At 43.1% G+C, this 21,950-nt stretch carries 22 protein-coding genes; 2 read left to right on the plus strand and 20 right to left on the minus strand.

Features of this window, described 5'->3' with window-relative positions; genetic code table 11:
* Nucleotides 1-8: 8 nt before the first annotated feature.
* From PR799_RS08725 to yceD, 19 genes are all read right to left on the minus strand, one after another.
* On the minus strand, nucleotides 9-1,358 hold the full coding sequence (locus tag PR799_RS08725) for an OprD family outer membrane porin (RefSeq protein WP_036953100.1): 1,350 nt from the start codon (nucleotides 1,356-1,358) through the stop codon (nucleotides 9-11).
* Nucleotides 1,359-2,287: 929 nt separating this feature from the next.
* Nucleotides 2,288-3,325 (minus strand): beta-N-acetylhexosaminidase, encoded by a 1,038-nt coding sequence (nagZ, locus tag PR799_RS08730; RefSeq protein WP_442959346.1) that lies wholly within the window; start codon nucleotides 3,323-3,325, stop codon nucleotides 2,288-2,290.
* A 53-nt stretch (nucleotides 3,326-3,378) separates the two neighbouring features.
* Nucleotides 3,379-4,263, minus strand: coding sequence for a phosphotransferase (locus PR799_RS08735; protein ID WP_272521743.1), 885 nt, complete (start codon nucleotides 4,261-4,263; stop codon nucleotides 3,379-3,381).
* Nucleotides 4,256-4,849, minus strand: a complete 594-nt coding sequence (gene lpoB / locus PR799_RS08740; protein ID WP_272521744.1) for a penicillin-binding protein activator LpoB — start codon at nucleotides 4,847-4,849, stop codon at nucleotides 4,256-4,258. The genes PR799_RS08735 and lpoB overlap by 8 nt, the downstream gene beginning before the upstream one ends.
* Complete coding sequence (locus PR799_RS08745; protein ID WP_154627150.1) at nucleotides 4,846-5,265, minus strand: YcfL family protein; 420 nt, start codon at nucleotides 5,263-5,265, stop codon at nucleotides 4,846-4,848. Before PR799_RS08745 ends, lpoB begins: the two co-directional genes overlap by 4 nt.
* A gap of 6 nt (nucleotides 5,266-5,271) precedes the next feature.
* Complete coding sequence (hinT, locus tag PR799_RS08750; protein WP_006660814.1) at nucleotides 5,272-5,622, minus strand: purine nucleoside phosphoramidase; 351 nt, start codon at nucleotides 5,620-5,622, stop codon at nucleotides 5,272-5,274.
* A gap of 33 nt (nucleotides 5,623-5,655) precedes the next feature.
* Nucleotides 5,656-6,438, minus strand: coding sequence for a metal-dependent hydrolase (locus PR799_RS08755; RefSeq protein WP_154603581.1), 783 nt, complete (start codon nucleotides 6,436-6,438; stop codon nucleotides 5,656-5,658).
* A 12-nt stretch (nucleotides 6,439-6,450) separates the two neighbouring features.
* The gene (gene holB, locus PR799_RS08760; RefSeq protein WP_154639338.1) at nucleotides 6,451-7,443 is read right to left on the minus strand and encodes a DNA polymerase III subunit delta'; all 993 of its coding nucleotides are present in this window, start codon (nucleotides 7,441-7,443) and stop codon (nucleotides 6,451-6,453) included.
* A gap of 10 nt (nucleotides 7,444-7,453) precedes the next feature.
* The gene (gene tmk, locus PR799_RS08765) at nucleotides 7,454-8,080 is read right to left on the minus strand and encodes a dTMP kinase (RefSeq protein WP_154627152.1); all 627 of its coding nucleotides are present in this window, start codon (nucleotides 8,078-8,080) and stop codon (nucleotides 7,454-7,456) included.
* 8 nt (nucleotides 8,081-8,088) lie between these two features.
* Nucleotides 8,089-9,111: an endolytic transglycosylase MltG gene (gene mltG / locus PR799_RS08770; protein ID WP_154627153.1), complete on the minus strand. Its 1,023-nt coding sequence runs from the start codon at nucleotides 9,109-9,111 to the stop codon at nucleotides 8,089-8,091.
* A gap of 60 nt (nucleotides 9,112-9,171) precedes the next feature.
* Nucleotides 9,172-9,999 (minus strand): aminodeoxychorismate lyase, encoded by an 828-nt coding sequence (pabC, locus tag PR799_RS08775; RefSeq protein ID WP_272521745.1) that lies wholly within the window; start codon nucleotides 9,997-9,999, stop codon nucleotides 9,172-9,174.
* Between the two features lie 148 nt (nucleotides 10,000-10,147).
* Nucleotides 10,148-11,398, minus strand: coding sequence for a beta-ketoacyl-ACP synthase II (gene fabF / locus PR799_RS08780; RefSeq protein ID WP_272521746.1), 1,251 nt, complete (start codon nucleotides 11,396-11,398; stop codon nucleotides 10,148-10,150).
* Nucleotides 11,399-11,476: 78 nt separating this feature from the next.
* A complete protein-coding gene (gene acpP / locus PR799_RS08785; protein WP_006660807.1) occupies nucleotides 11,477-11,710 on the minus strand; it encodes an acyl carrier protein in 234 nt (77 codons plus the stop codon).
* A 156-nt stretch (nucleotides 11,711-11,866) separates the two neighbouring features.
* Nucleotides 11,867-12,601, minus strand: a complete 735-nt coding sequence (gene fabG, locus PR799_RS08790; RefSeq protein ID WP_154627155.1) for a 3-oxoacyl-ACP reductase FabG — start codon at nucleotides 12,599-12,601, stop codon at nucleotides 11,867-11,869.
* 8 nt (nucleotides 12,602-12,609) lie between these two features.
* The gene (fabD, locus tag PR799_RS08795) at nucleotides 12,610-13,542 is read right to left on the minus strand and encodes an ACP S-malonyltransferase (RefSeq protein WP_154627156.1); all 933 of its coding nucleotides are present in this window, start codon (nucleotides 13,540-13,542) and stop codon (nucleotides 12,610-12,612) included.
* Nucleotides 13,543-13,560: 18 nt separating this feature from the next.
* A complete protein-coding gene (locus PR799_RS08800) occupies nucleotides 13,561-14,511 on the minus strand; it encodes a beta-ketoacyl-ACP synthase III (RefSeq protein ID WP_154627157.1) in 951 nt (316 codons plus the stop codon).
* 3 nt (nucleotides 14,512-14,514) lie between these two features.
* Entirely contained in the window at nucleotides 14,515-15,555 is a 1,041-nt protein-coding gene (plsX, locus tag PR799_RS08805; protein WP_071992158.1) for a phosphate acyltransferase PlsX, read from the minus strand.
* An 11-nt stretch (nucleotides 15,556-15,566) separates the two neighbouring features.
* Nucleotides 15,567-15,737 (minus strand): 50S ribosomal protein L32, encoded by a 171-nt coding sequence (gene rpmF / locus PR799_RS08810; protein WP_006660802.1) that lies wholly within the window; start codon nucleotides 15,735-15,737, stop codon nucleotides 15,567-15,569.
* A 12-nt stretch (nucleotides 15,738-15,749) separates the two neighbouring features.
* Nucleotides 15,750-16,274, minus strand: coding sequence for a 23S rRNA accumulation protein YceD (gene yceD, locus PR799_RS08815; protein ID WP_036953067.1), 525 nt, complete (start codon nucleotides 16,272-16,274; stop codon nucleotides 15,750-15,752).
* A gap of 142 nt (nucleotides 16,275-16,416) precedes the next feature.
* Here yceD and PR799_RS08820 point away from each other — a divergent pair, with 142 nt between their 5' ends.
* Complete coding sequence (locus PR799_RS08820; RefSeq protein WP_154627158.1) at nucleotides 16,417-17,001, plus strand: Maf family protein; 585 nt, start codon at nucleotides 16,417-16,419, stop codon at nucleotides 16,999-17,001.
* A gap of 50 nt (nucleotides 17,002-17,051) precedes the next feature.
* On the opposite strand, the gene rluC is transcribed toward PR799_RS08820, so the two are convergent.
* Nucleotides 17,052-18,008 (minus strand): 23S rRNA pseudouridine(955/2504/2580) synthase RluC, encoded by a 957-nt coding sequence (gene rluC / locus PR799_RS08825; protein WP_036953062.1) that lies wholly within the window; start codon nucleotides 18,006-18,008, stop codon nucleotides 17,052-17,054.
* A gap of 616 nt (nucleotides 18,009-18,624) precedes the next feature.
* On the opposite strand from rluC, the gene rne reads away from it, so the two are divergent.
* Nucleotides 18,625-21,813 (plus strand): ribonuclease E, encoded by a 3,189-nt coding sequence (rne, locus tag PR799_RS08830; protein WP_272521747.1) that lies wholly within the window; start codon nucleotides 18,625-18,627, stop codon nucleotides 21,811-21,813.
* Nucleotides 21,814-21,950 lie beyond the last annotated feature (137 nt).

Consider the following 21,950-nt stretch of genomic DNA (forward strand, 5'->3'; position numbering starts at 1 on the left):
GCCCCCAATTACATTTTAAAGCGATAAGTGGTTGTCATCGAACCGGACAACGAGTGCGCACGACGTGACTCACCGTCATACAGTTTTGGTGTGGAGTTATCAGACTCTTGCTGATGGTGCCAACCCATACCGCCACTTAATGAGACTGACAGGTTCTCAGTTGGTTTCCAGTAAGTAAATAAGCCAACCTGACCTTGTTTTAAACGCTCACCTGAGTAAGAGAATTCACTGTAGTTACTGTTAGCCCCGACAGACCAAGTTGGATTAACTTGATATTCTGCTTTTAACGCCAGCATGGTTTCGCCATCACGCACATAGTCGATATCTGCATAAGCTGGTGAATTAAAACGTCCACGGGTGTTACCAATTGGGTTACGTGCAAATTGCCCTACGCCATTGGTTTTATGTGCTGTGGTATGCGTGATACCCGTCATTAAAGTCCACGGCGTTTCTGGGACACGCCACTCAATTTCACCCGCATAGTGCCAAGCACGCTTATCAAAGTTTTGTTTGCCACGTTTGGTATCTGTCGATGTACGCTTACCATCGCTACCGTATTCATGACCATAAATTTGAGAAGATAAGGTGATATCTGAGTTTAGCTTATATTTGATTTCTAAGCCTTGTTGACGGAAAACATCATCGGCCTGACCAATAAAGTAAGAGGCTTTCAATGGTTTGGTATTGTAGTTAATGCCACCCGTAACCACATGGTTGATATCATGATTAACACCATTTCCGTCACGGAAATACATTCTGTCAATGTTCGGACTATCTCGACGCATTACTTTGCCATCAAGATAGAGTAAATCTAAGTTCCAATCGCTAATTGCGGTGTTGGTATAATAACCATTATAGGTGTTTAAAGATAAACGCTGGGAGTTGGTAAAAATACCTGTATTTTTCAACGTGAACCAACCCGCTTTACCTTTGAAATTAACGGGTTCAAAGTCTAATTTGAATTTAGCGTAACGTTGACCAATTTTGTTATAGCCTTTCGCTTCACCATCATCGTTATATAAAATCGCTCGGGAGGCGAAGTCTTTACTTGCCGCCAATTTGATCGCGCCATAATAAGAGGCATCAAACCCGATAAAATCGGCAAAATATCCGGATTGGTAATCTAACTGAATATTCTGACCCCAAGCTTGTGCGACTTGTTTTCTGTAACGCTGCTCATTGGCATCGTAACGATTTTCTGACTTCAGGTATTTCCACATATTTCGTGTAGAAAGCTCTAACTCAGAGTCTGCAACAAATGAGTTTTCCTTGATGGCATTTTCCCAATCGCCAGCATTAGCCCCAAATGCAACGAAACAAGATGGAAACAATATTAACGCTATTTTTTTGACTTTCATTTAAATTAAACCTAGTCGTGATTATTAGAATATAACTACCCGCACCCAATTTTTATTGGGCGTTATGACACCTTGCTATCTTTCAATAAGTAACAATTTTATTTAGCTTTAATTACTGCAATAGTCTTTAATGATTATTTAATTTAAGTTGCATCCTCTATTCTTTAAGCACAATTTATTTTCTGGGCATTAAGAATAAAATTTAATTATTTTATAAGTCGAAATAATTAATCCAAACATACGGATTTGATTTAAGTTCACACTATGATTTCAGACTTATTTGGGCAATATTCAACCGCACTCTTAAGGAGCGTTTTGAGTTGATATTCATAATGAAAAGTATGCTAACGTAATTTTGTGTCAATTAACACGATCAGCGTCACAACAAACCAGATACATTGCAAATCACACATCATTCGATGTGATATAAATCACTTTATTGGCTATTGCATCTATTAATTGAACTTCATATTTAAACAATAATTTTGCTATTTTAATCGCCTATATTTTAATGAAATGTTATTTACTAAAGTAAAATAACATTTTTATTTAAACCAATAATATTGAAGCATGACCTAGCTCTCCATTTTAAATAAATAGCCAAGTCAATCATTCTGTTTTTAAGCAATATACTGGTTTGATCCGTCACAATGGAGAGTATTTATCACATATAGATAGATTATTTAACGCAAAATTTTTATTTGGACTAGGAATTATTCCTAGTTAATTCCATGTGACAGCCAATATTGGTGCGTATTTTTTACACATATATTGAATATAGGTACAGTATTACTAATCAAATAGGACAATCTCTTTCCTTGTTCCTATTTAATTTATACCAATAAGGTTACCCGTAACTTATTCAGTGAATTTAAGATAAAAAAACCGATGGGTTATTATCCCATCGGTTCATTTTCAACACGATTTAATTAGCGGCTACGGTGTTCTTGCCATTTTTCATGTAATTCGACTAATTGACGGTGACTTTGCTTCCAACGATCCACAGATTGTAGCTCATTCAATGAATACTGGCGGCCACTGTGATACAGCTTAGAAGCGCGGCTGTCATTTTGTTTCGGTAAGTTATCCAATACGCTCACAGCACCTTCACGATTATTACAAACAAGGATCATGTCGCAGCCCGCATTCAATGATGCTTTCGCTCTTTCTGGATAACTGCCCATAATGGCAGCACCTTCCATCGATAAATCATCAGAGAAGATAACGCCATCAAAACCAAGCTGCTCACGTAATACCGATTTTAGCCAGAATGGTGAACCACTCGCAGGACGATCGTCCGCTTGAGTATAAACCACGTGGGCTGGCATAATAGCATCAAGCAATTCACGCTGAATAAAGTCTTTAAAAATAGACATGTCTTTGCCGCGAATTTGCTCAAGTGGGCGGTCATCTCGTGGCGTTTCTTTATGGGAATCGGCTTTGACGGCGCCGTGCCCTGGGAAGTGTTTACCTGTGGTTTTCATTCCTGCGCTGTGCATACCGCGAATAAAACGCTCTGCCATCACCATTGCAATTTCAGGATCTGCGTGGAATGAACGCTCACCAATGGCGATGCTTTCGTGCCCTAAATCCAACACAGGGGCAAAGCTAATATCGATATCCATAGCAATCATTTCTGCGGCCATTAACCAGCCTGCTTCTTGTGCTAATTTAGCACCATCCATCTGGTTGTTCAGTGCAGCAAAAGCTTGCGCGGAAGGTAGTGCGGTAAATCCATCACGAAAACGCTGTACACGGCCACCTTCTTGATCCACAGCAATCAATAAACGGTGTCTTGATGCATCACGGATTTGTCGCACTAACTCACGCAACTGTGCCGCATCATGGAAGTTACGGGTAAATAAAATCAACCCGCCTACCAGTGGATGAGCTAAAATTTCACGCTCTTCATTGTCCAGTTCATAACCCTGAACATCCAGCATTATCGGACCCATAACATGCCTCACTTGATTAATTTTCACAAATTCTTGTGTATTCACTGAGATTTTATATTGCCCAATCAAAGACCAAAATAGTCTCGTAATGGGGAAGAATCATTTAAAAACTGCGCTTCTTGACGTTGGCACCACTGAACTTCATACCACATTAACGTCATGTATTTGACCCATGGCTCCCATTGTATGCAGTGCTCTGCCAAACGGGGTTTATCTTTATAGGCACCATAGGTGTGACAATATTGCGTCAAGAAATAATCTCGTTGTTCTACCGTCAGGCTATTGAATTGAAAATAGGTTTCTAGAGACAAACCAATATCGGTATTTGCTGCATATTCCCAATCCACTAGCATTTTTGGTACCCCTTGCTCACACAGCACATTGCCCGGATGAATATCCATATGGGCGGGAGCGAGCTTTAACACCCTTGGCATTGGCGTGCGGAGGAAGCGACGATGTATTCGCTTCCAGCTTGCAGAGACTCTTTTATTATCAATTAAATAGCCATAATGAGCAATCTCATTACGTAACGATAACCGGTAATTTAATACGTCATGATTATGGAGCTTAGCAACGATCCCTGCCAAGTTTTTTTGAAATTCAAAGGAAAGAAATTGTTCGCGGCTAGGATGGTCTCCATTAACCCATTCCAATAATAACCAATGGGCATTCCGCCCAATGACTTGTGGGGAATAAGAAAAATCTTTCAGTTCCTTAAGAACATGCGCTTCTTTACGGCGATTAACATACAACGCATTTTGCGCTTGCCCATCTGAGCGGGCGATTAATTTAATGGAAGGAACCGTGTCTTGGGTTTGAGTAGAGTTTTGATATTCAACTAAATAGCTGCCACCCGATAACCCCGCTAATGGAGAGACTTCCCAGCATGATGCTAAAACTGCTGGGAAGCATTCAGAAAGTAATGCAAACAGTGATAATTGATTACTCAATACTCTGTTTTCCAGACCACACAATTTCACCGGTTTGCACTTCCATTAACTGCATTTCAATGCTGCGTTCTTTGGTAGAGCCTGACATGACACTGTAAATCACATACTGAGCTTGGACATAACGCCCTAAACCAATCGCTTTACTGCGAGTTACCAGACTATCATCCTGTGACAATCCCAACGTTTTACGAGCAGCACTGACGACGCCTTGAGGAACCACTTTAAACTTATTGGTTTTCATGACTTCATTGGTTAATGCTGCCGTTACTGCCTGTGAAGGCAAGCTTCCGCTGGTATTATTTTTGACAGAATCGACCAGTAAGACTTTGCCACTTTCAACGCCATCATCCGCCACCATTTTATTGACTAATGGCTGTAATGCCCCAGCCCAATCAATGGTTTGCTGCTTTGGTGGCATCGGTACTGTATCCGTTGGTGGTGGCGGCATTAATTCCGGCTGCTTTTCAGGCTGTTTCGGTGTTCCACCTGGTTCAACAGGAACAATTGGGGGTTTAGGCCCTTGAGGGACTGACGGACAACCTGCCAAAATAAATGCTGCTGCTGCGACCAATAAGATCCGTTTCATTGTGACTCTCCAGCCATTGAAGGTAAGAAAACATAGATACGCGCATTACGTGCAAGCGGGGATGTCGTGACCTCTTTTAGCATCACTGACGAATTAGCAGGGATGACTTGAGGTTGACTCTTTGTTGAATCCACTCTCAGTCCTTGCTCGTCATACCAAAAGATACGATACATCACAGTGACCGGTTTCTTTTCAATATTGCTCATATTGATCGTTGCGGTCGCCGTTACGCTACCGACCTTGATCACTGGTTTTTCTACAATCACGCCCGCGGCTAGCACGGAAGGCTCCATCACGATGCGCTGCTGATCATTAAATGATAACCCTGTTTTTTTGTTCCAAGCACAACCACTGAGAAACAGCATGAGCAAGCCCAGTGTGGCGATGTATTTTAAGGTTGATGCAGCGCGTTTCATGATGAATTACTTAGCCAATAATGGGCCTAATGGACGTCCACCCACTAAGTGCATATGAATGTGGAAGACTTCTTGTCCTGAATGCTTGTTGCAGTTCATAATCAGGCGATAGCCATCTTCTGCAATCCCTTCTTCTTTCGCAATTTTCGCCGCCACGGTAAATAAGCGCCCTAATGCCAGCTCATCATCAACCGTCACATCATTTACGGTTGGAATTAATTTGTTCGGAATGATCAAAATATGCGTCGGCGCTTGTGCCGCGATATCACGAAATGCTGTGACCAGTTCGTCTTGATATACGATCTCAGACGGAATTTCACGTCGAATAATTTTACTGAAAATAGTCTCTTCTGCCATGACAAATTCCTTAATAATTTAATAGTTATCTATTTATTGCCCAGCGCGTAAATGGAATAAACGGTTGAAGTTTTCGGTGGTGATTTGTGCCATTTCCTCAACACTCACTCCTTTCAATACAGCCATATACTCCACCACATCACGTACATACGCAGGTTGGTTCTCTTTACCACGATGCGGTACTGGGGCTAAGTAAGGTGAATCTGTTTCCACTAAAATTCTATCCAATGGCACAACTCGCGCAGCTTCTCGGATCTGTTCAGCATTACGGAACGTGACAATACCGGAAAAAGAGATGTACATCCCTAAGTCCAGTAAATCGATAGCCGTTTGTTGGTCTTCCGTAAAGCAGTGCAACACACCGCCACACTCATCAACTTTCTCTTCGCGTAAAATAGACAGTGTATCTTCTCGAGCGGAACGAGTATGCACAATAACCGGCTTATTCACTTGACGACCAATGCGAATATGCTGACGAAATGACTCTTGCTGCAGTGCCGCATTTTCTTGCTGATAATAGTAATCTAAGCCCGTTTCACCGAGCGCGACCACTTCACTACCCGCTGCTAATTGCGCCAACTTTTCAAAATCATAACCTTCATCCAAGTTTAATGGATGAATACCGCAAGAAAACGCGACATTGTCGCGCTTTCCAATTAACTGTTTCATGCTTTCAAAACCTGGCAAGGTGGTTGCCACGGCCAACATAAAGCCGACATCTCGTGCAGATGCCTTTGCGATAACATCATCGACGTTAGTGTGTAATTTTTCATAATCTAAACAGTCGAGATGGCAGTGTGAATCAACAACAAACATAGTCTACTCTTTTTATCTTGAAGGCGAAGCGAATAACGCTTCCCAGTGTAATAATTGGTTGGTCAGGATCAATTCCTGGTTCAGCGCAGGCACGGTTAATAGCTGGTAACGACACGCTTGCCACTGGCTATACACATCCAATAGCTGCGAGCTGCTCATGGATGTTGCCAACAAAGTGACGCACGCCATTTTATCTTGGTTAACAACATACTGTCCTGCTTTTTGCTGCAATTTTATGCCATCGGCAATTAACCCGAGTAGCCAATTAATGCATTCAGGCCCATTATCGGTATTTAACGCTGGCAGAAGCTTTAAAAAATCTTTCTGACGTAAGCTCTGCTCTAACTCGTTGCACAATAGCAGACGTCGTTGCCACTGCTCCGGCTCAAGCAACTGTAATGCGGCAACAGGCGCGCCTTGACACAAGGTTAACGCAGTCACGGCATCCTCTACAGATAAACCCGCCTGCTGTTTTTGCAGCCAATACAACGCAACTTGCTGATCAGGCGCAGGTAAAAAGTGAGTTAAACAGCGGCTTCTTAATGTCGCCAGCAAGCTATCTAATTTTTCACAGCCTAATAAAAAGTAGGTCTGCCCTGCGGGTTCTTCTAAGGTTTTGAGCAACGCGTTAGCCGCGGCATCCGTCAATACTTGTGCATCGGGAATGGAAACGACTTTTGCACCACTTTGCTGCGCATGACCACTTAATGTATCAGTTAGCTTACGAACCGCATCAACACTGATGGTCGTTTTCCCTTTTTCAGGTTCTAGAACATGATAATCAGGATGTGTGCCTGCCAACATTAAGCGGCAACTATGGCATTCTCCACAGCTTTTTAAACCATCTTTATTTTGGCAAATCAACCAACGGCTCACACCATAGCTTAATGCTTCAGCCCCATTGCCCGCTATTGAGTGAATCAACAACGCGTGGTGCCCACGTCCTGCTTGATAAGCGCTAATTAATTGACGGTAAGTTTCATTAAGCCATGGATACCAATTCATCATTAGCGCCTTATTTTGTCAGCCATGTCAGTAATGTGCTGCGAATATCGGCTTGCACTTGTTCAATATTTTGGCTCGCATCGATGGTTAAAATAGTGTCATCTGCCGCAGCCAGTTCTAAATAACGCGCTCGGGTGCGTTCAAAGAAAGCCAGCGATTCTTTCTCAATACGGTCTAATTCACCGCGAGAACGAGCGCGTTGTAAACCCAATTCTGGCGGTAAATCTAAATAAAGAGTCAGAGCTGGTTTAAATTCACCAAGCACTAAATCTCTTAATGAGGCCATTAAATGGCGATCGATTTCACGACCACCACCTTGATAAGCTTGGGAGGATAAATCGTGTCTATCGCCAATGACCCATTTCCCAGCTTCAAGTGCGGGCTTGATTACTGTATCAACTAGCTGAACACGTGCCGCGTACAACATTAATAGTTCAGCTTTGTCGGTGACTCTATCACCTTCAATGCCTTGCTTTATCAATTCACGTAGTTTTTCTGCGAGCGGCGTACCACCCGGTTCTCGGGTAAATACCATATCATGGATGCCAGCTTGCTTTAATGTGTCAACAACGGTGTTGATTGCCGTCGTTTTACCCGCACCTTCTAATCCTTCAATAACAATAAATTGGTTTTTCATTTCGTTTATCAATTCTTTTGCTCTATTTGTCGGTAAACCTTAACAGCGCGGTTATGGTCATTAAGATTGCGACTAAAAGTATGTCCACCTGTACCATCGGCGACAAAGTATAAATAATCTGTTTTTGCTGGGTGAGCCGCCGCTTTTATTGAGGCAAGGCTCGGCATGGCAATTGGCGTTGGTGGTAAACCATCAATTTTATACGTGTTATACGCAGTGTAGTTATCTAAGTCACTGCGATAAATTTTACCACGATAGTTTTCCCCTAACCCGTAAATAACCGTAGGGTCTGTTTGTAAGCGCATGTTTTTCTTCAAGCGATTCACAAACACCGAGGCAACCTGTGCACGTTCATTGTCCACGCCAGTCTCTTTTTCAACAATCGATGCCATGATCAACATTTCATAAGCATTCTTATAGGGTAGATCTTTATCGCGACCTTTCCACTCTTCTTCCACAGCGGCTTGCATTCGTTTATAAGCACGCTTGAGTATTTCAACGTCGCTGGTGCCCGCAGTGTATAAATAGGTATCAGGGTATAACCAACCTTCAAGATTATCGCCCTCTTTAAAATCCAGTATGGCATAGAGCTCAGTTGGCGTTGCATCTTGAGTTTTATGTTGCATATAAGGAGCATCACGCAAAATATTGCTCCAATCCGCCAGTTTGTTACCTTCAATAAAACGAATACTAAATTGTGCTTCTTTGCCACTGGCGATCAACGCTAATAATTGCTCCACCGTCATGTTTGGTTGTAAGCGATAGGTTCCCGCTTTGAACTGAGCTAATTCGGGGCGCGCTTTTAGAAGAAGTTGGAAATTATGCCCCTCTTCAATAAATTTTTCCTTGATAAGCAACCCTTCTAAGGCCACTCGCCCTGTCCCAGCAGGCACAGTAAAGATCGTCTCTTGGACAATGTTAATAGGCTTTTTCGCATAATCAAGAACTTGGCGATATTGCAGATACACTACAATCACGCCGATAACCGCAAGGACAAAGACAATCAGTGTTATTTTTTTCGCTAATTTCATTATGGGTCACTTAAATGTATTGTTTGTCGATGAATGATAAGAGTTAAATGGTTATCAGCTTTAAATTTGTCGCTGTAATAGTAAATACTCAAACAGTTCTCTTGATTGATAACTGATTGTTTTATCTTCTGAAAACCGGATGCTTTTCACCGGTAAAACCGGCATTAAAGCATTACAAATAATGACTTCATCACATTGAGTCAAAATGGCAGGAAAGCGCTCGACTTCTGCCAGATGGTACTGGCTATTATTGAGCTGCGCTATGATCTTTTGTCTCATTAATCCATTAACGCCGGAGTGACTAAGAATAGGCGTATAAACATCACGCCCTATACGCCAAAAAATATTGGCGCTACAGCATTCAACAATGACGCCATTCGTATCCAACACCACGGCTTCATCCAATTTAGCATCGTCAATTTCTTGGCGGATCAACACTTGCTCTAAGCGATTTAAGTGCTTCATACCTGCTAAGAGAGGATTGCGGCTTAATGGAATTTGGCTGAGCAATAACGATACCCCTTGGCACTGTAATGCGGCGTAGTGTTTTGGGAAAGGCGAAACCATTACGATGATTGTCGGGTGTTCAAACCCTTGAGAGCTATAACCTCGACCACCCTGCCCACGACTTAATATAACCTTCACCACAAACTCTTCATCAGTTTGTTGTTCACAAACCTCTTCAATATGTTGCGTCAGTTGTGGCCAATCTATCACTGGTAATTTGAGTCGAGCGGAATCTTGTTGTAAGCGTAAAATATGCTTCTCTAACATCTTTGCTTGTTGATTCACGCCATGGATAGTCGTAAAGCAGCCATCACCAAAGGCGATAGCGCGATCGGTAATATCAATTTGTTGACAAGAAACCCCGTTAACCCAATAAGTCATGACCATTTCTTATAATAAAAGCTGATAAATCAGGCAGTAACATAGTGTGTAATATCATAAACTAAAGCAAAGAGTACTGCAAAAAGAAGGCAAAAATAAAGCCCCAGCATCAAAGACACTGGAGCTTAGAAATGCACGGTATTATTGATTATTCCGCGTGATAGCGACGGAAAATTAAGGAACCGTTAGTACCACCAAAGCCGAATGAGTTACACAGAGCATATTCCATGTTTTCAACTTTACGGGCTTCACCCGGAACAAAATCAAGCTTGCAACCTTCATCAGGATTATCTAAGTTGATTGTTGGTGGAATAATTTGGTCACACAGAGACAAAATAGTAAAGATAGATTCAATCGCGCCCGCAGCACCTAATAAGTGACCTGTCATGGATTTTGTTGAACTGACTAATACTTTTGTGTCTTCACCAAATACAGAGATAACCGCTTGCGCTTCCGCTAAGTCACCTGCTGGTGTTGATGTGCCGTGAGCATTGATATAGCCAATATCACTTGGCTTAATGCCTGCATCATTTAGCGCATTGACCATCGCTAATGCAGCGCCTTCACCATTTTCTGGTGGTGATGTCATGTGGTAAGCATCACTGCTCATACCAAAGCCCGCGACTTCTGCGTAAATTTTCGCACCACGCGCTTTAGCATGTTCATATTCTTCAAGTACGATAACCCCTGCTCCATCACCAAGAACAAAACCGTCACGGTCTTTGTCCCATGGGCGACTAGCCGCTTGTGGGTCATCATTACGGGTTGATAATGCACGTGCTGCACCAAAGCCCGCTACACCTAATGGTGTCGTTGCTTTTTCGGCACCACCTGCCAACATCACATCAGCATCACCGTACGCAATCATACGTGCTGCGTGCCCAATATTATGAACACCAGAAGTACATGCAGTAGCGATTGAGATGCTAGGACCACGGAAGCCATACATAATGCTTAAGTGACCAGCAACCATATTGATGATTGTTGAAGGTACAAAGAATGGGCTCACTTTGCGAGGACCACCGTGTAACATAGATTCACAGTTGTCTTGAATGAGACCTAACCCGCCAATACCAGAACCAATCGCCAAACCGATACGAGTAGCATTGGCTTCTGTTACTTCCAATTCAGCATCTTTGATAGCTTGATAGCCCGCAGCAATACCGTATTGAATAAATGGGTCCATCTTCTTCGCATCTTTGCGAGAGATGTCAAAATCTTCGTAGTTGAAATCTTTTACTAAGCCAGCAAATTTAGTTGCGTGGTTAGTAGTATCAAAATGATCGATTAGGCTGATACCACTCTGTCCGTCACAAACAGCTTTCCATGATGACTCAACTGCGTTGCCGACAGGAGATAACATGCCCAGTCCGGTTACGACTACACGACGCTTAGACACGTATGTCCTCCAAGGAGGGAATTAGTTACAAAAGAAACATAGGCGATCGAATGATCGCCTAGATAAGTTTTACCGCTATTACTCAGATGCTTTGACGTAGTCAATTGCAGCCTGTACTGTAGTGATCTTTTCAGCTTCTTCGTCAGGGATTTCGCAATCGAACTCTTCTTCCAGAGCCATAACCAGTTCTACTGTGTCAAGAGAATCAGCGCCCAAGTCATCAACAAATGAAGCTGTATTCACAACTTCTTCCTCTTTAACACCCAGTTGTTCAACGATGATTTTCTTAACGCGTTCTTCGATAGTGCTCATACTATTAAAATTCCTATCAAAACTCGCTTTCGCGATGGTTTTCGTAGTTTATGAAATACAGGAAAAGATACAACCCAATCCCGGCTGTGGAAACCATTATTTTGCATAATTTTGCATTAGGCAACACAAAAATATGCAAATGGTTCCCTCATTTCTTTAGATCATGTACATGCCACCATTGACATGCAATGTTTCACCTGTGATGTAAGCAGCTTCGTCAGAAGCTAAAAATGCTACAGCACTGGCAATTTCTTGTGCATCACCCAGTCTATCCGCAGGAACCTGAGATAAAATGCCTGCACGTTGTTCGTCTGTCAATGCCTTAGTCATATCAGTTTCGATAAAACCAGGCGCTACAACGTTAACAGTGATACCACGAGAAGCGACTTCACGAGCTAATGATTTACTAAAACCAATCAGCCCAGCTTTCGCTGCCGCGTAGTTTGTTTGTCCCGCATTTCCCATAACACCCACAACAGATGCAATGGAAATAATTCGTCCACAACGCTTTTTCATCATGGCACGCAAAACGGATTTAGACAAACGGTAAACGGATGAAAGATTCGTGTCAATAATATCTTGCCACTCATCATCCTTCATACGCATCAATAAGTTATCACGCGTAATACCTGCATTATTGACCAAAATATCAATTTCACCAAATTCCGCACGGATCTGGGTCAATGTTTCTTCAATTGATGCAGGATCTGTCACGTTTAACGCTAAGCCTTTACCTTTCCCATCTAAATAGGCCGTAATCGCTTCCGCGCCTTTTTCGCTTGTTGCCGTACCGATAACGGTCGCACCGCGTGCAGTTAAGGTTAAAGCGATTGCTTTACCGATCCCGCGGCTCGCACCAGTTACCAGTGCAATTTTTCCTTCAAAGCTCATTGTCGTCCTCAGATAGTTTCTAAAGCCGAGTCTAATGATACAGGATCATTGACTGCAACGGCAGTTAAATTAGAGACAATTCGCTTGGTTAGACCAGTCAGAACTTTGCCTGGACCCATTTCAACCAATTGCTCAATACCTTGTTCCGCCATGAATTCGACTGTTTCAGTCCAGCGCACCGGATTATATAATTGGCGCACTAATGCATCACGGATATTTTTCGCAGACGTTTCCATTTTAACATCAACGTTATTGATAACAGGATAGGCCGGCTCACAAAATTCAATTTTTTCTAATGCTTCAGCTAATTTATCTGCAGCTGGCTTCATTAATGCACAGTGGGAAGGCACGCTAACAGACAGTGGCAACGCACGTTTTGCGCCAGCTTCTTTACAAGCAGCACCTGCGCGCTCAACAGCAGCTTTTTCGCCGGCAATAACAACTTGGCCCGGTGAGTTAAAGTTCACAGGTGAAACCACTTGCCCTTGCGCTGCTTCTTTGCATGCTTTATCGATAGATTCGTTATCTAAACCGATGATTGCATACATTGCGCCAGTGCCTTCAGGAACCGCTTCTTGCATCAGTTTGCCGCGCAGTTCTACCAATTTAATGGCTTGTTTGAAGTCGATAACGCCCGCACAAACTAATGCTGAATATTCGCCAAGGCTGTGACCCGCCATCAACGTAGGCATTTTGCCATTTTTTGCTTGCCAAACACGGAAGATAGCCACTGACGCTGCTAATAATGCAGGTTGAGTCTGCCATGTTTTGTTTAATTCTTCTTCTGGTCCATTTTGAACTAATGCCCAGAGATCGTAACCCAATGCTTCAGACGCTTCAGCGAATGTTTCTTTAACCAGCTGATTTTGTTCTGCTAAATCAGCTAACATCCCTAAAGATTGGGAACCTTGTCCCGGGAATACCATAGCAAATTGTGTCATGTCTGTTTTCTCAGTAAATTAAAAACGAACCAGTGCGGAGCCCCAAGTAAAGCCGCCACCAAATGCTTCTAATAACACTAATTGGCCACGCTGAATGCGACCATCGCGCACTGCTTCATCGAGTGCTGTTGGGACTGATGCCGCAGAAGTATTTCCATGACGATCCAGCGTAACAACCACTTTATCCATGGTCATATCCAATTTTTTTGCGGTCGCGGAAATAATTCGTAAATTTGCTTGATGTGGTACTAACCAATCAAGTTCTTCTTTTGCAATGTCGTTTTGTGCTAATGTCTCATCGACAATATGGGCTAATTCACGCACAGCAACTTTGAATACTTCATTACCTGTCATGGACAAGTAAGCTTGGTCATCTGAACAGCGGCTACGGTTTGGTAAGGAGAGTAAATCCCCATAACGCCCGTCGGCATGTAGATGCGTAGAAATGATCCCGGGTTCTTCAGAAGCACCGATCACCACAGCACCCGCGGCATCACCAAATAGAATAATGGTTCCGCGATCATTTGGGTCTAAAGTTTTAGATAACGCATCCGCACCAATTACCAGTGCTTTTTTGGTCATGCCCGTTTTAACGAACTGATCAGCGATACTGATAGCATAAGTAAAACCAGCACAAGCCGCTGCCACATCAAATGCCGCGCAATCATTAATTTCCAGCATTTGCTGAATTTGACACGCTGCGCTTGGGAATGCGTGAGTTGCGGAGGTTGTCGCGACAATAATTAAACCAATTTCACTGCTGTCGACCTGTGCCATTTCCAGCGCATTTTTTGCTGCTTGGAAACCCATTGTGGACACGTTCTCATCGGCAGCTGAAATTCGTCTCTCTTTAATACCCGTACGCGTTACAATCCATTCATCAGAAGTATCAACCATTTTTTCCAGATCAGCATTGGTACGAACTTGCGATGGCAAATAGCTGCCTGTTCCTAATATTTTACTGTACATAGGTTATTGATCACTCCTGGGTAAAACAATATTAAGTCGAGCTGTTATTCTTTCGGGAACTTGTCGTTCAACAGCCTGTACCGCACGCTCAATGGCGGCTTTAAACGCATTTTCATTCGCTGCGCCATGGCTTTTGATAACAATCCCTTTTAATCCTAACAGAGTCGCGCCGTTATACTGGTCGGGGTTCATATCCCCAAAACGCTTCATTAGCCGTTTTTTCAACCATTTCTTAGCGAGTTGCATAAACCAACTGCTTTTTTTGTTCTCTTCACCGGCTGATTTTAACAATGAAAGAATGACACGAATCACCCCTTCCATTGTTTTTAGTGAGACATTACCTGCGAAGCCGTCACACACTAATACATCTGTTTTACCTGTCAGCAACTCGTTGCCTTCAACATAACCAATGTAATTAATTGACGCCGTTTCTTTCAACATAGCGGCGGCTTCGCGGATATTGTCCAGCCCTTTACTCTCTTCTTCACCAATATTGAGTAAAGCGACTTTAGGTTGATTGATGTTGGCAACTTCTTCCGCCATCACTGAACCCATCACTGCAAACTGCACGAGCATTTCACTGCTGCAATTCACGTTAGCCCCTAAATCGAGGACAACGGTTTTTCCTTTTTTCTGATTTGGCAAAATGGTCATTAACGCTGGGCGTTCAATGCCTTCAATTGATTTTAACATCAATTTTGCCAAGCCCATCAGTGCACCAGTATTACCCGCACTCACACAAGCCTGTGCTTGGCCTGTCTTCACTAACTCTAATGCCACTCGCATTGATGTCCCTTTGCTTTGGCGAATTGCGTGGGATGGCTTGGCATCGTTAGCAATGACGTTTTCGGCAGGGATAATTTCGATACGCGAAATTTGCTCCGCACTTTGTTGTGCAAGCAAAGGATGAATGGCTTCGGGTTGACCGACAAGCAGTAATTTTAATGCTGGATTAGATGCCAGTGCCTGCAATGCAGCAGGCACCGTGACGCGGGGACCAACATCCCCGCCCATGGCATCTAACGCGATGGTTAGACTAGCCAAAGTATCAACAATTACTTGCTGATAACCTTACGGCCACGGTAGTAACCATCTGCAGTCACGTGGTGACGCAGGTGAGTTTCACCGGAAGTTTTATCTACAGAAACTAGGGTAGCAGTCAGTGCATCATGTGAACGACGCATACCGCGTTTTGAACGAGTTGGTTTATTCTGTTGTACGGCCATTGACCTTACTCCTTAAGTACTTTTCTTTAAACTGGCTAATACGGCAAATGGATTTGGTTTCTCTACCTCAGGAGGTAGTTCACCATACACCATGTCCGCTTCGGACACTTCACAGTGTTCAGAATCATGAACCGGAACCACTGGTAGGGATAGAATTATTTCATCTTCTAACATTCCCAGCAAATTTATTTCACCAAATTCATCTACATAAACTGGTTCATACTGTTCCGGTAATGCTTCGGCCTTTTCGTCACTGACGACAGGACTAAAACAATACGATACGTAGACATGATGTTTGAAATCTTTTCTGCAACGTTGGCATTGTAGGGTGACATCCAATTCAGAATGCCCCTCTATGACCGTCAAGCGCTGATTATCAATTTTAAATGATAATTTGCTTTCAACATCACTATCTACACTGACTACTGATTCGGCAATTCGTGTAACTTGCTCAGGTGTGTAACTCCCGACATAGTCGAGGTTTTTCTGAGCTGCACGCTGCGCATCGATAGTCAGGGGTAATTTTACCTTTTGCATAAGGCGCGCATATTAACTTTGTAATGAACTATAGTCAAAGAAAAAGGCGGGATAAACTCGCCTTTTCACCAAAAAATCGCCGGTTAAGCGGATATAGTTTAAAATGAGTTAACCCTTTTGGCTATGAGTTTCGAGAAAAATCATGAAATCGATTATTTTGGCGTCAACCTCTGAATACCGACAAGCCTTACTGAAGAAGCTGGGCATCCCATTTCTTGCTGCTGCGCCCAACATTGATGAAACCCCAGTTCTACAGGAATCGGCTCAAGCTTTAGTGCTGCGCTTATCTCACGAAAAGGCCAATGCTTTGGCTCAACAATATCCACAGCATTTAATTATTGGCTCTGACCAAGTTTGCGTCATTGACGATAAAATCGTCGGAAAACCGCATAATTTTAATAATGCTTTTAAACAACTCAAAGCAGCGTCAGGTCATCGGGTGACTTTTTATACTGGACTTTGCTTATTAGATAGTGCGACAGGTAAATTTAATCTTCAGTGCGAACCCTTCGATGTCTATTTTAGGCAGCTCACTGATGAAGAGATCACACAATATCTGAATAAAGACGAGCCTTATCAATGCGCGGGGAGTTTTAAATCGGAAGGATTAGGCATTAGCCTGTTTGATAAGCTTTCGGGGCGAGATCCAAACACGTTGATTGGTTTGCCAACTATTTTATTGCTGGAAATGTTACGCCAGCATGGCGTCAATCCACTCTTAGACTAAAGAATAAGGTTAGCTAACCTGCCGGGAATCGCTAACCTTTATTATTACTGTTACTGTGCTTTTTTCGCTCTCAAGACTTTCAGGCACTGATTCAAATCATTATGTAGAGGTGCAACGACTCGCATCTCTTCACCTGTTTTTGGATGAGTAAATTTCAGTGAATAGGCGTGCAAGAACAAGCGCTTCAGTCCTGTATCTGCCAGCTGGCTATCAAATTGCCTATCTCCATAACGATCATCAAAAGCAATTGGATGACCTGCGTGTAAAGTATGTACGCGGATCTGATGAGTACGTCCAGTCACAGGGCTCGCCTTAACTAGCGTCGCATTTTCAAATCGCTCTTCGACTTTAAAACGCGTTTCAGACGGCTTCCCTTCACTACTGACTCGAACAATACGCTCACCGCTTTGCAAAATATTTTTCAATAAGGGAGCTTGTACAACTTTAGTATGTGACTGCCAATTGCCACGCACTAACGCTAAATAATCTTTTTGCATCTGTTTTAAACGTAATTGTTCGTGAAGCGCACGTAGAGCTGAGCGTTTTTTGGCGACTAACAATATCCCCGAAGTATCTCGGTCTAAACGATGCACTAGCTCCAGAAAGCGTGCTTCAGGACGTAACGCACGCAGTCCCTCAATAACCCCAAAGCTCAAGCCACTACCACCATGAACTGCGGTGCCTGATGGCTTATTGATGACTAAAATGGATTCGTCTTCAAATAGAATGCAGTCCGTTAATGCTGCTACCTTATCCAACTTCGCTGAAACTGGTGCAGTTTCACGCTCAGCAACACGCACTGGCGGGACGCGAACTTGATCCCCTTCGAGTAATTTGTATTCAGGCTTAATTCGCCCTTTGTTGACGCGCACTTCACCTTTACGGATGATGCGATAAATCATGCTCTTAGGAACACCTTTTAACTTGCTCAGCAAGAAATTATCTATGCGTTGCCCTGCTTCGTCATCGCTAATATCAATAAATTGGACTTGGTTTTCTGTTTTCATTCGGGAATGCGTTAACTCTGATTGATGAATAAATAGTCTCACTTACATCGGTATATCATACCGACTCCACGAATTTTTTTATGTTTTTTTTTAAATTGGTCAATTTCTGCATGATTGGCTCAATTTCTTAATAAAATTTCCATATAACTTACGTTGCACTTGCTATAATGCACTTGGCAATGGAATAATAAGCGGTGCCAAGATGTTTAAAAACGAAAATTGGCTTTGCTATGTTAGCTTTAGGTGTTTTTGCACTTTCGGCTATAATTATTTTTAGCTAGTAGAATACAAGTTAGACGTAATACTGTAGGAATTTATTATTTGATGGCGTAACGATGCTGCAATGGCGTAAGACATCTAACTAAATCAAATAAATTAGCGAGCAACGAATTTTAGCTTATTGGGTTGGGAGTCTCCGTTTTCTAAGAAATCTACGGCATCCTGATTAAGAACGCTGAATTTTTAATCTAAAAATCAGGTTCACCGAATACTGCGCGCCTCTATACGAACGACTGCCGAGAGGTAGACGGCTTTGTAAAAATCATGAGGCCATCGGTTTACAGTAGCTCCTTCTTTCGCTGCTCTATTATTTAAAAAATAATGAGTAAGTAATAACATGAAAAGAATGCTAATCAACGCAACTCAACAGGAAGAGTTGCGTGTTGCCCTTGTTGACGGGCAACGACTCTACGATTTGGATATTGAAAGCCCAGGTCATGAGCAAAAAAAAGCCAACATTTATAAAGGTAAAATCACCCGTATTGAACCAAGCCTCGAAGCTGCTTTTGTTGATTATGGCGCTGAAAGACACGGTTTCCTGCCTATCAAAGAAATCGCTCGCGAATACTTCCCTAGCAATTATCACTCCCAAGGTCGTCCTAACATCAAAGATGTGCTGAAAGAAGGCCAAGAGGTTATTGTTCAAGTTGATAAAGAAGAACGTGGTAACAAAGGTGCAGCCTTAACCACATTCATCAGCTTAGCGGGTAGTTATTTAGTTCTGATGCCAAACAACCCACGTGCCGGTGGTATTTCTCGCCGCATCGAAGGTGAAGACCGTACAGAATTAAAAGAAGCATTATCTTGCTTAGAAATTCCAGATGGCATGGGGCTAATCGTCCGTACTGCGGGTGTGGGTAAATCAGCAGAATCCCTGCAACAAGATTTGCTGTACCGCTTACGCCACTGGGAAGCGATTCAAAAAGCCGCTGAAAACCGTCCAGCTCCATTCTTAATCCACCAAGAAAGTAATGTGATCGTCCGTGCTTTCCGTGATTATTTACGTCCTGACATCGGCGAAATCCTCATCGATAACCCGAAAGTGGTTGAGATGGCACGTAACCATATCGAAGCGATTGGTCGTGGTGATTTTGCTAGCAAAATTAAACATTATAGTGGCGATGTTCCTCTGTTTAGTCACTATCAAATCGAATCTCAAATCGAATCTGCGTTCCAACGTGAAGTGCGTTTACCTTCTGGCGGTGCGTTAGTTATCGATACAACCGAAGCATTAACGGCTATTGATATCAACTCCTCACGCTCAACCCGTGGTGGTGATATCGAAGAAACTGCATTCAACACAAACCTTGAAGCCGCTGACGAAATTGCACGTCAATTACGTTTACGTGACTTAGGTGGACTGATTGTTATCGACTTTATCGATATGACTCCAGTTCGCCACCAGCGTGAAGTTGAAAACCGCCTACGTGAAGCCGTTCGCCAAGACCGCGCGCGTATTCAAATCGCGCGTATTTCACGCTTTGGTCTGTTAGAAATGTCTCGTCAGCGTCTTAGCCCATCATTGGGTGAGTCCAGCCATCACGTCTGCCCACGCTGTACAGGTACGGGTACTATCCGTGATAACGAATCGCTGTCACTGTCAGTACTGCGTTTAATCGAAGAAGAAGCACTGAAAGAAAATACCCATGAAGTGCATGCGATTGTCCCTGTGCAAATCGCGTCATACCTGTTAAACGAAAAACGCCAAGCCGTTACGGAAATTGAACAACGTCAGCGTAACGTTCGCGTTGTGATTGTACCGAATGACCAGATGCAAACGCCTCACTTCCACGTCATCCGTATCCGTAAAGGTGAAGAAGTTCAAACCCTGAGCTACAACTTAGCCCAGTATCATGAAACTGAAACCTTAAACCACGGTGAAGAAGCGACGACTGAGCGTAAAGTACCTGAACAACCTGCTATTTCAGCATTTGCACTGCAAGAGCCAGTTGAAGTTCCTGCACTGAAACCAAAAGAAGCTCCGGCTAAAGCACCCGTTCGTGCCAAAGTGGATGAGCAACCTAAAGTTGGTTTATTTAGCAAAATTGCGGCTTTCTTTAAAGGCCTCTTTGCTGAAGAAGAAAAAGCCGTTGAAAAACCAGCGCAGAAACCACGTCAGAATAACAATGACCGTCGCCGCAATAATGATCGTCGTCGCAATAATAACGACCGCCGTAATAACAATCGTCGCGACCGCGATGATAATTACGAAAATCGTGATAACCGCGACAATCGCGATAACCGTAATAATCGCAATGCACAATCTGAAGATGCTGCAAACCGCAACAAGGGACGTAATAACAAGAATACGAACCAAGTTGAAGAGCAAACTACTGACAGTGCAAACCGCGAAAATCAGCAGCAACGTCGTGATCAGCGTGCAGAACGTCGCCGTCGTCAAGATGAAAAACGTCAACAACAAACTGCAAAAATGCAGCAAGATAACCAGCAAAACGCTGTTGATAATGCCGCTGTAGAGAAAGATGAAGAAGAACAACGCCCTGTTGCTCCTCGTCGTCAACGCCGTCAATTAACACAAAAAATTCGTGTGACTGACAATGACCAAGCAGCAGAAACTTCACTGGTTGCTGATACCGCCATTGTTGCAGAAAAATCTGCACCGATTGCGGCATTACCAGTAGCAGTGAATGTTGAGAAAAAACAATCTCATGTTTCTCTGGACGAAGGTGACAACTTAGCGACTAACTCAGAACAATTAGATGATGATGAAAAACAAGACACCATCATTCCACGCCGTTCTCGTCGTTCACCTCGTCATCTGCGTGTGAGTGGTCAGCGTCGCCGCCGTTACCGTGATGAGCGTCATCTGAATAAATCACCAATGCCTTTAGCGGCGGCTGTAGCCTCCCCTGAATTGGCCTCTGGTAAAGTGTTTATTCGCTACCCTGTTGTTCAGCCTCAACAAGAAAGCATGGCTATCATGACCAATGAAGAGATGCTGGAACAACAAAATACCGTTCAAGCGCCTGTGGTAGCTGCACCGATTGAACATGTTGAAGTGAAAGCCGAGCTCACTGAAGCCCCAGTTGTTACTGAAACTGTTATCGAAGCACCGAAAGTAGAAACTGAATCCAGCGTTGTTGTTGAAGCCGCTGCAATGGAAAGCGATGTTGTTGAGAATGTTGTTGCTGAAAATATAGCAACAGACGTTATCGAAGAGACAAAATCAGCTGTCGTTGAAACGCTGGTTGAAGTCCCTGTCGCTGAAGAAATCAAAACGGTTGTTGAACCTGTCGTTGCAGATGTGGTAATTGAAACCGCAGTGACTGCAGCAGTCGTTGAAACTGCCGTGATTGAACCCGCTCCAACAACAAATACAGTTAGCTTACATAAGCGCCATGCATACTCACCAATGACGAAAGCCCCAGCGCCTGCTGTAATGGCGTCAGACTTTGAAATTAAAGAGTATCAACGTGAGCCATCAACCTTTGAATCTAAAGGTGCAGGTGGGCATGTAGCAGCCAATATTGCGACATCAGAAATGGCAAAACCTGCTAGCGTCTGATTTTAGCAAGTCACTGACGAAAGCCTTGATGGGAAACTATCAAGGCTTTTTTTTGCCCAAAAAAAATTGGGCCTGTTGTAATTTATTAAATACTAACGAAATTTATCATCTTAAAGCCTTTGACGAAATATCGTAGA

It is taken from the genome of Providencia sp. PROV202, from assembly GCF_028479565.1.
GTDB classification, from domain to species: Bacteria; Pseudomonadota; Gammaproteobacteria; order Enterobacterales; family Enterobacteriaceae; genus Providencia; species Providencia zhijiangensis.

Excerpts from the sequence above, each read along its gene's own strand:
- acpP (WP_006660807.1), bottom strand. The coding sequence starts at position 11,710 with ATGAGCACTATCGAAGAACGCGTTAAGAAAATCATCGTTGAACAACTG.
- fabG (WP_154627155.1), bottom strand. The coding sequence starts at position 12,601 with ATGAGCTTTGAAGGAAAAATTGCACTGGTAACTGGTGCGAGCCGCGGG.
- fabD (WP_154627156.1), bottom strand. The coding sequence starts at position 13,542 with ATGACACAATTTGCTATGGTATTCCCGGGACAAGGTTCCCAATCTTTA.
- pabC (WP_272521745.1), bottom strand. The coding sequence starts at position 9,999 with ATGACTTATTGGGTTAACGGGGTTTCTTGTCAACAAATTGATATTACC.
- PR799_RS08725 (WP_036953100.1), bottom strand. The coding sequence starts at position 1,358 with ATGAAAGTCAAAAAAATAGCGTTAATATTGTTTCCATCTTGTTTCGTT.
- PR799_RS08800 (WP_154627157.1), bottom strand. The coding sequence starts at position 14,511 with ATGTACAGTAAAATATTAGGAACAGGCAGCTATTTGCCATCGCAAGTT.
- mltG (WP_154627153.1), bottom strand. The coding sequence starts at position 9,111 with ATGAAATTAGCGAAAAAAATAACACTGATTGTCTTTGTCCTTGCGGTT.
- yceD (WP_036953067.1), bottom strand. The coding sequence starts at position 16,274 with ATGCAAAAGGTAAAATTACCCCTGACTATCGATGCGCAGCGTGCAGCT.
- rne (WP_272521747.1), top strand. The coding sequence starts at position 18,625 with ATGAAAAGAATGCTAATCAACGCAACTCAACAGGAAGAGTTGCGTGTT.
- tmk (WP_154627152.1), bottom strand. The coding sequence starts at position 8,080 with ATGAAAAACCAATTTATTGTTATTGAAGGATTAGAAGGTGCGGGTAAA.
- rluC (WP_036953062.1), bottom strand. The coding sequence starts at position 18,008 with ATGAAAACAGAAAACCAAGTCCAATTTATTGATATTAGCGATGACGAA.
- hinT (WP_006660814.1), bottom strand. The coding sequence starts at position 5,622 with ATGGCAGAAGAGACTATTTTCAGTAAAATTATTCGACGTGAAATTCCG.
- PR799_RS08745 (WP_154627150.1), bottom strand. The coding sequence starts at position 5,265 with ATGAAACGCGCTGCATCAACCTTAAAATACATCGCCACACTGGGCTTG.
- lpoB (WP_272521744.1), bottom strand. The coding sequence starts at position 4,849 with ATGAAACGGATCTTATTGGTCGCAGCAGCAGCATTTATTTTGGCAGGT.
- rpmF (WP_006660802.1), bottom strand. The coding sequence starts at position 15,737 with ATGGCCGTACAACAGAATAAACCAACTCGTTCAAAACGCGGTATGCGT.
- PR799_RS08820 (WP_154627158.1), top strand. The coding sequence starts at position 16,417 with ATGAAATCGATTATTTTGGCGTCAACCTCTGAATACCGACAAGCCTTA.
- PR799_RS08755 (WP_154603581.1), bottom strand. The coding sequence starts at position 6,438 with ATGTTTGTTGTTGATTCACACTGCCATCTCGACTGTTTAGATTATGAA.
- holB (WP_154639338.1), bottom strand. The coding sequence starts at position 7,443 with ATGAATTGGTATCCATGGCTTAATGAAACTTACCGTCAATTAATTAGC.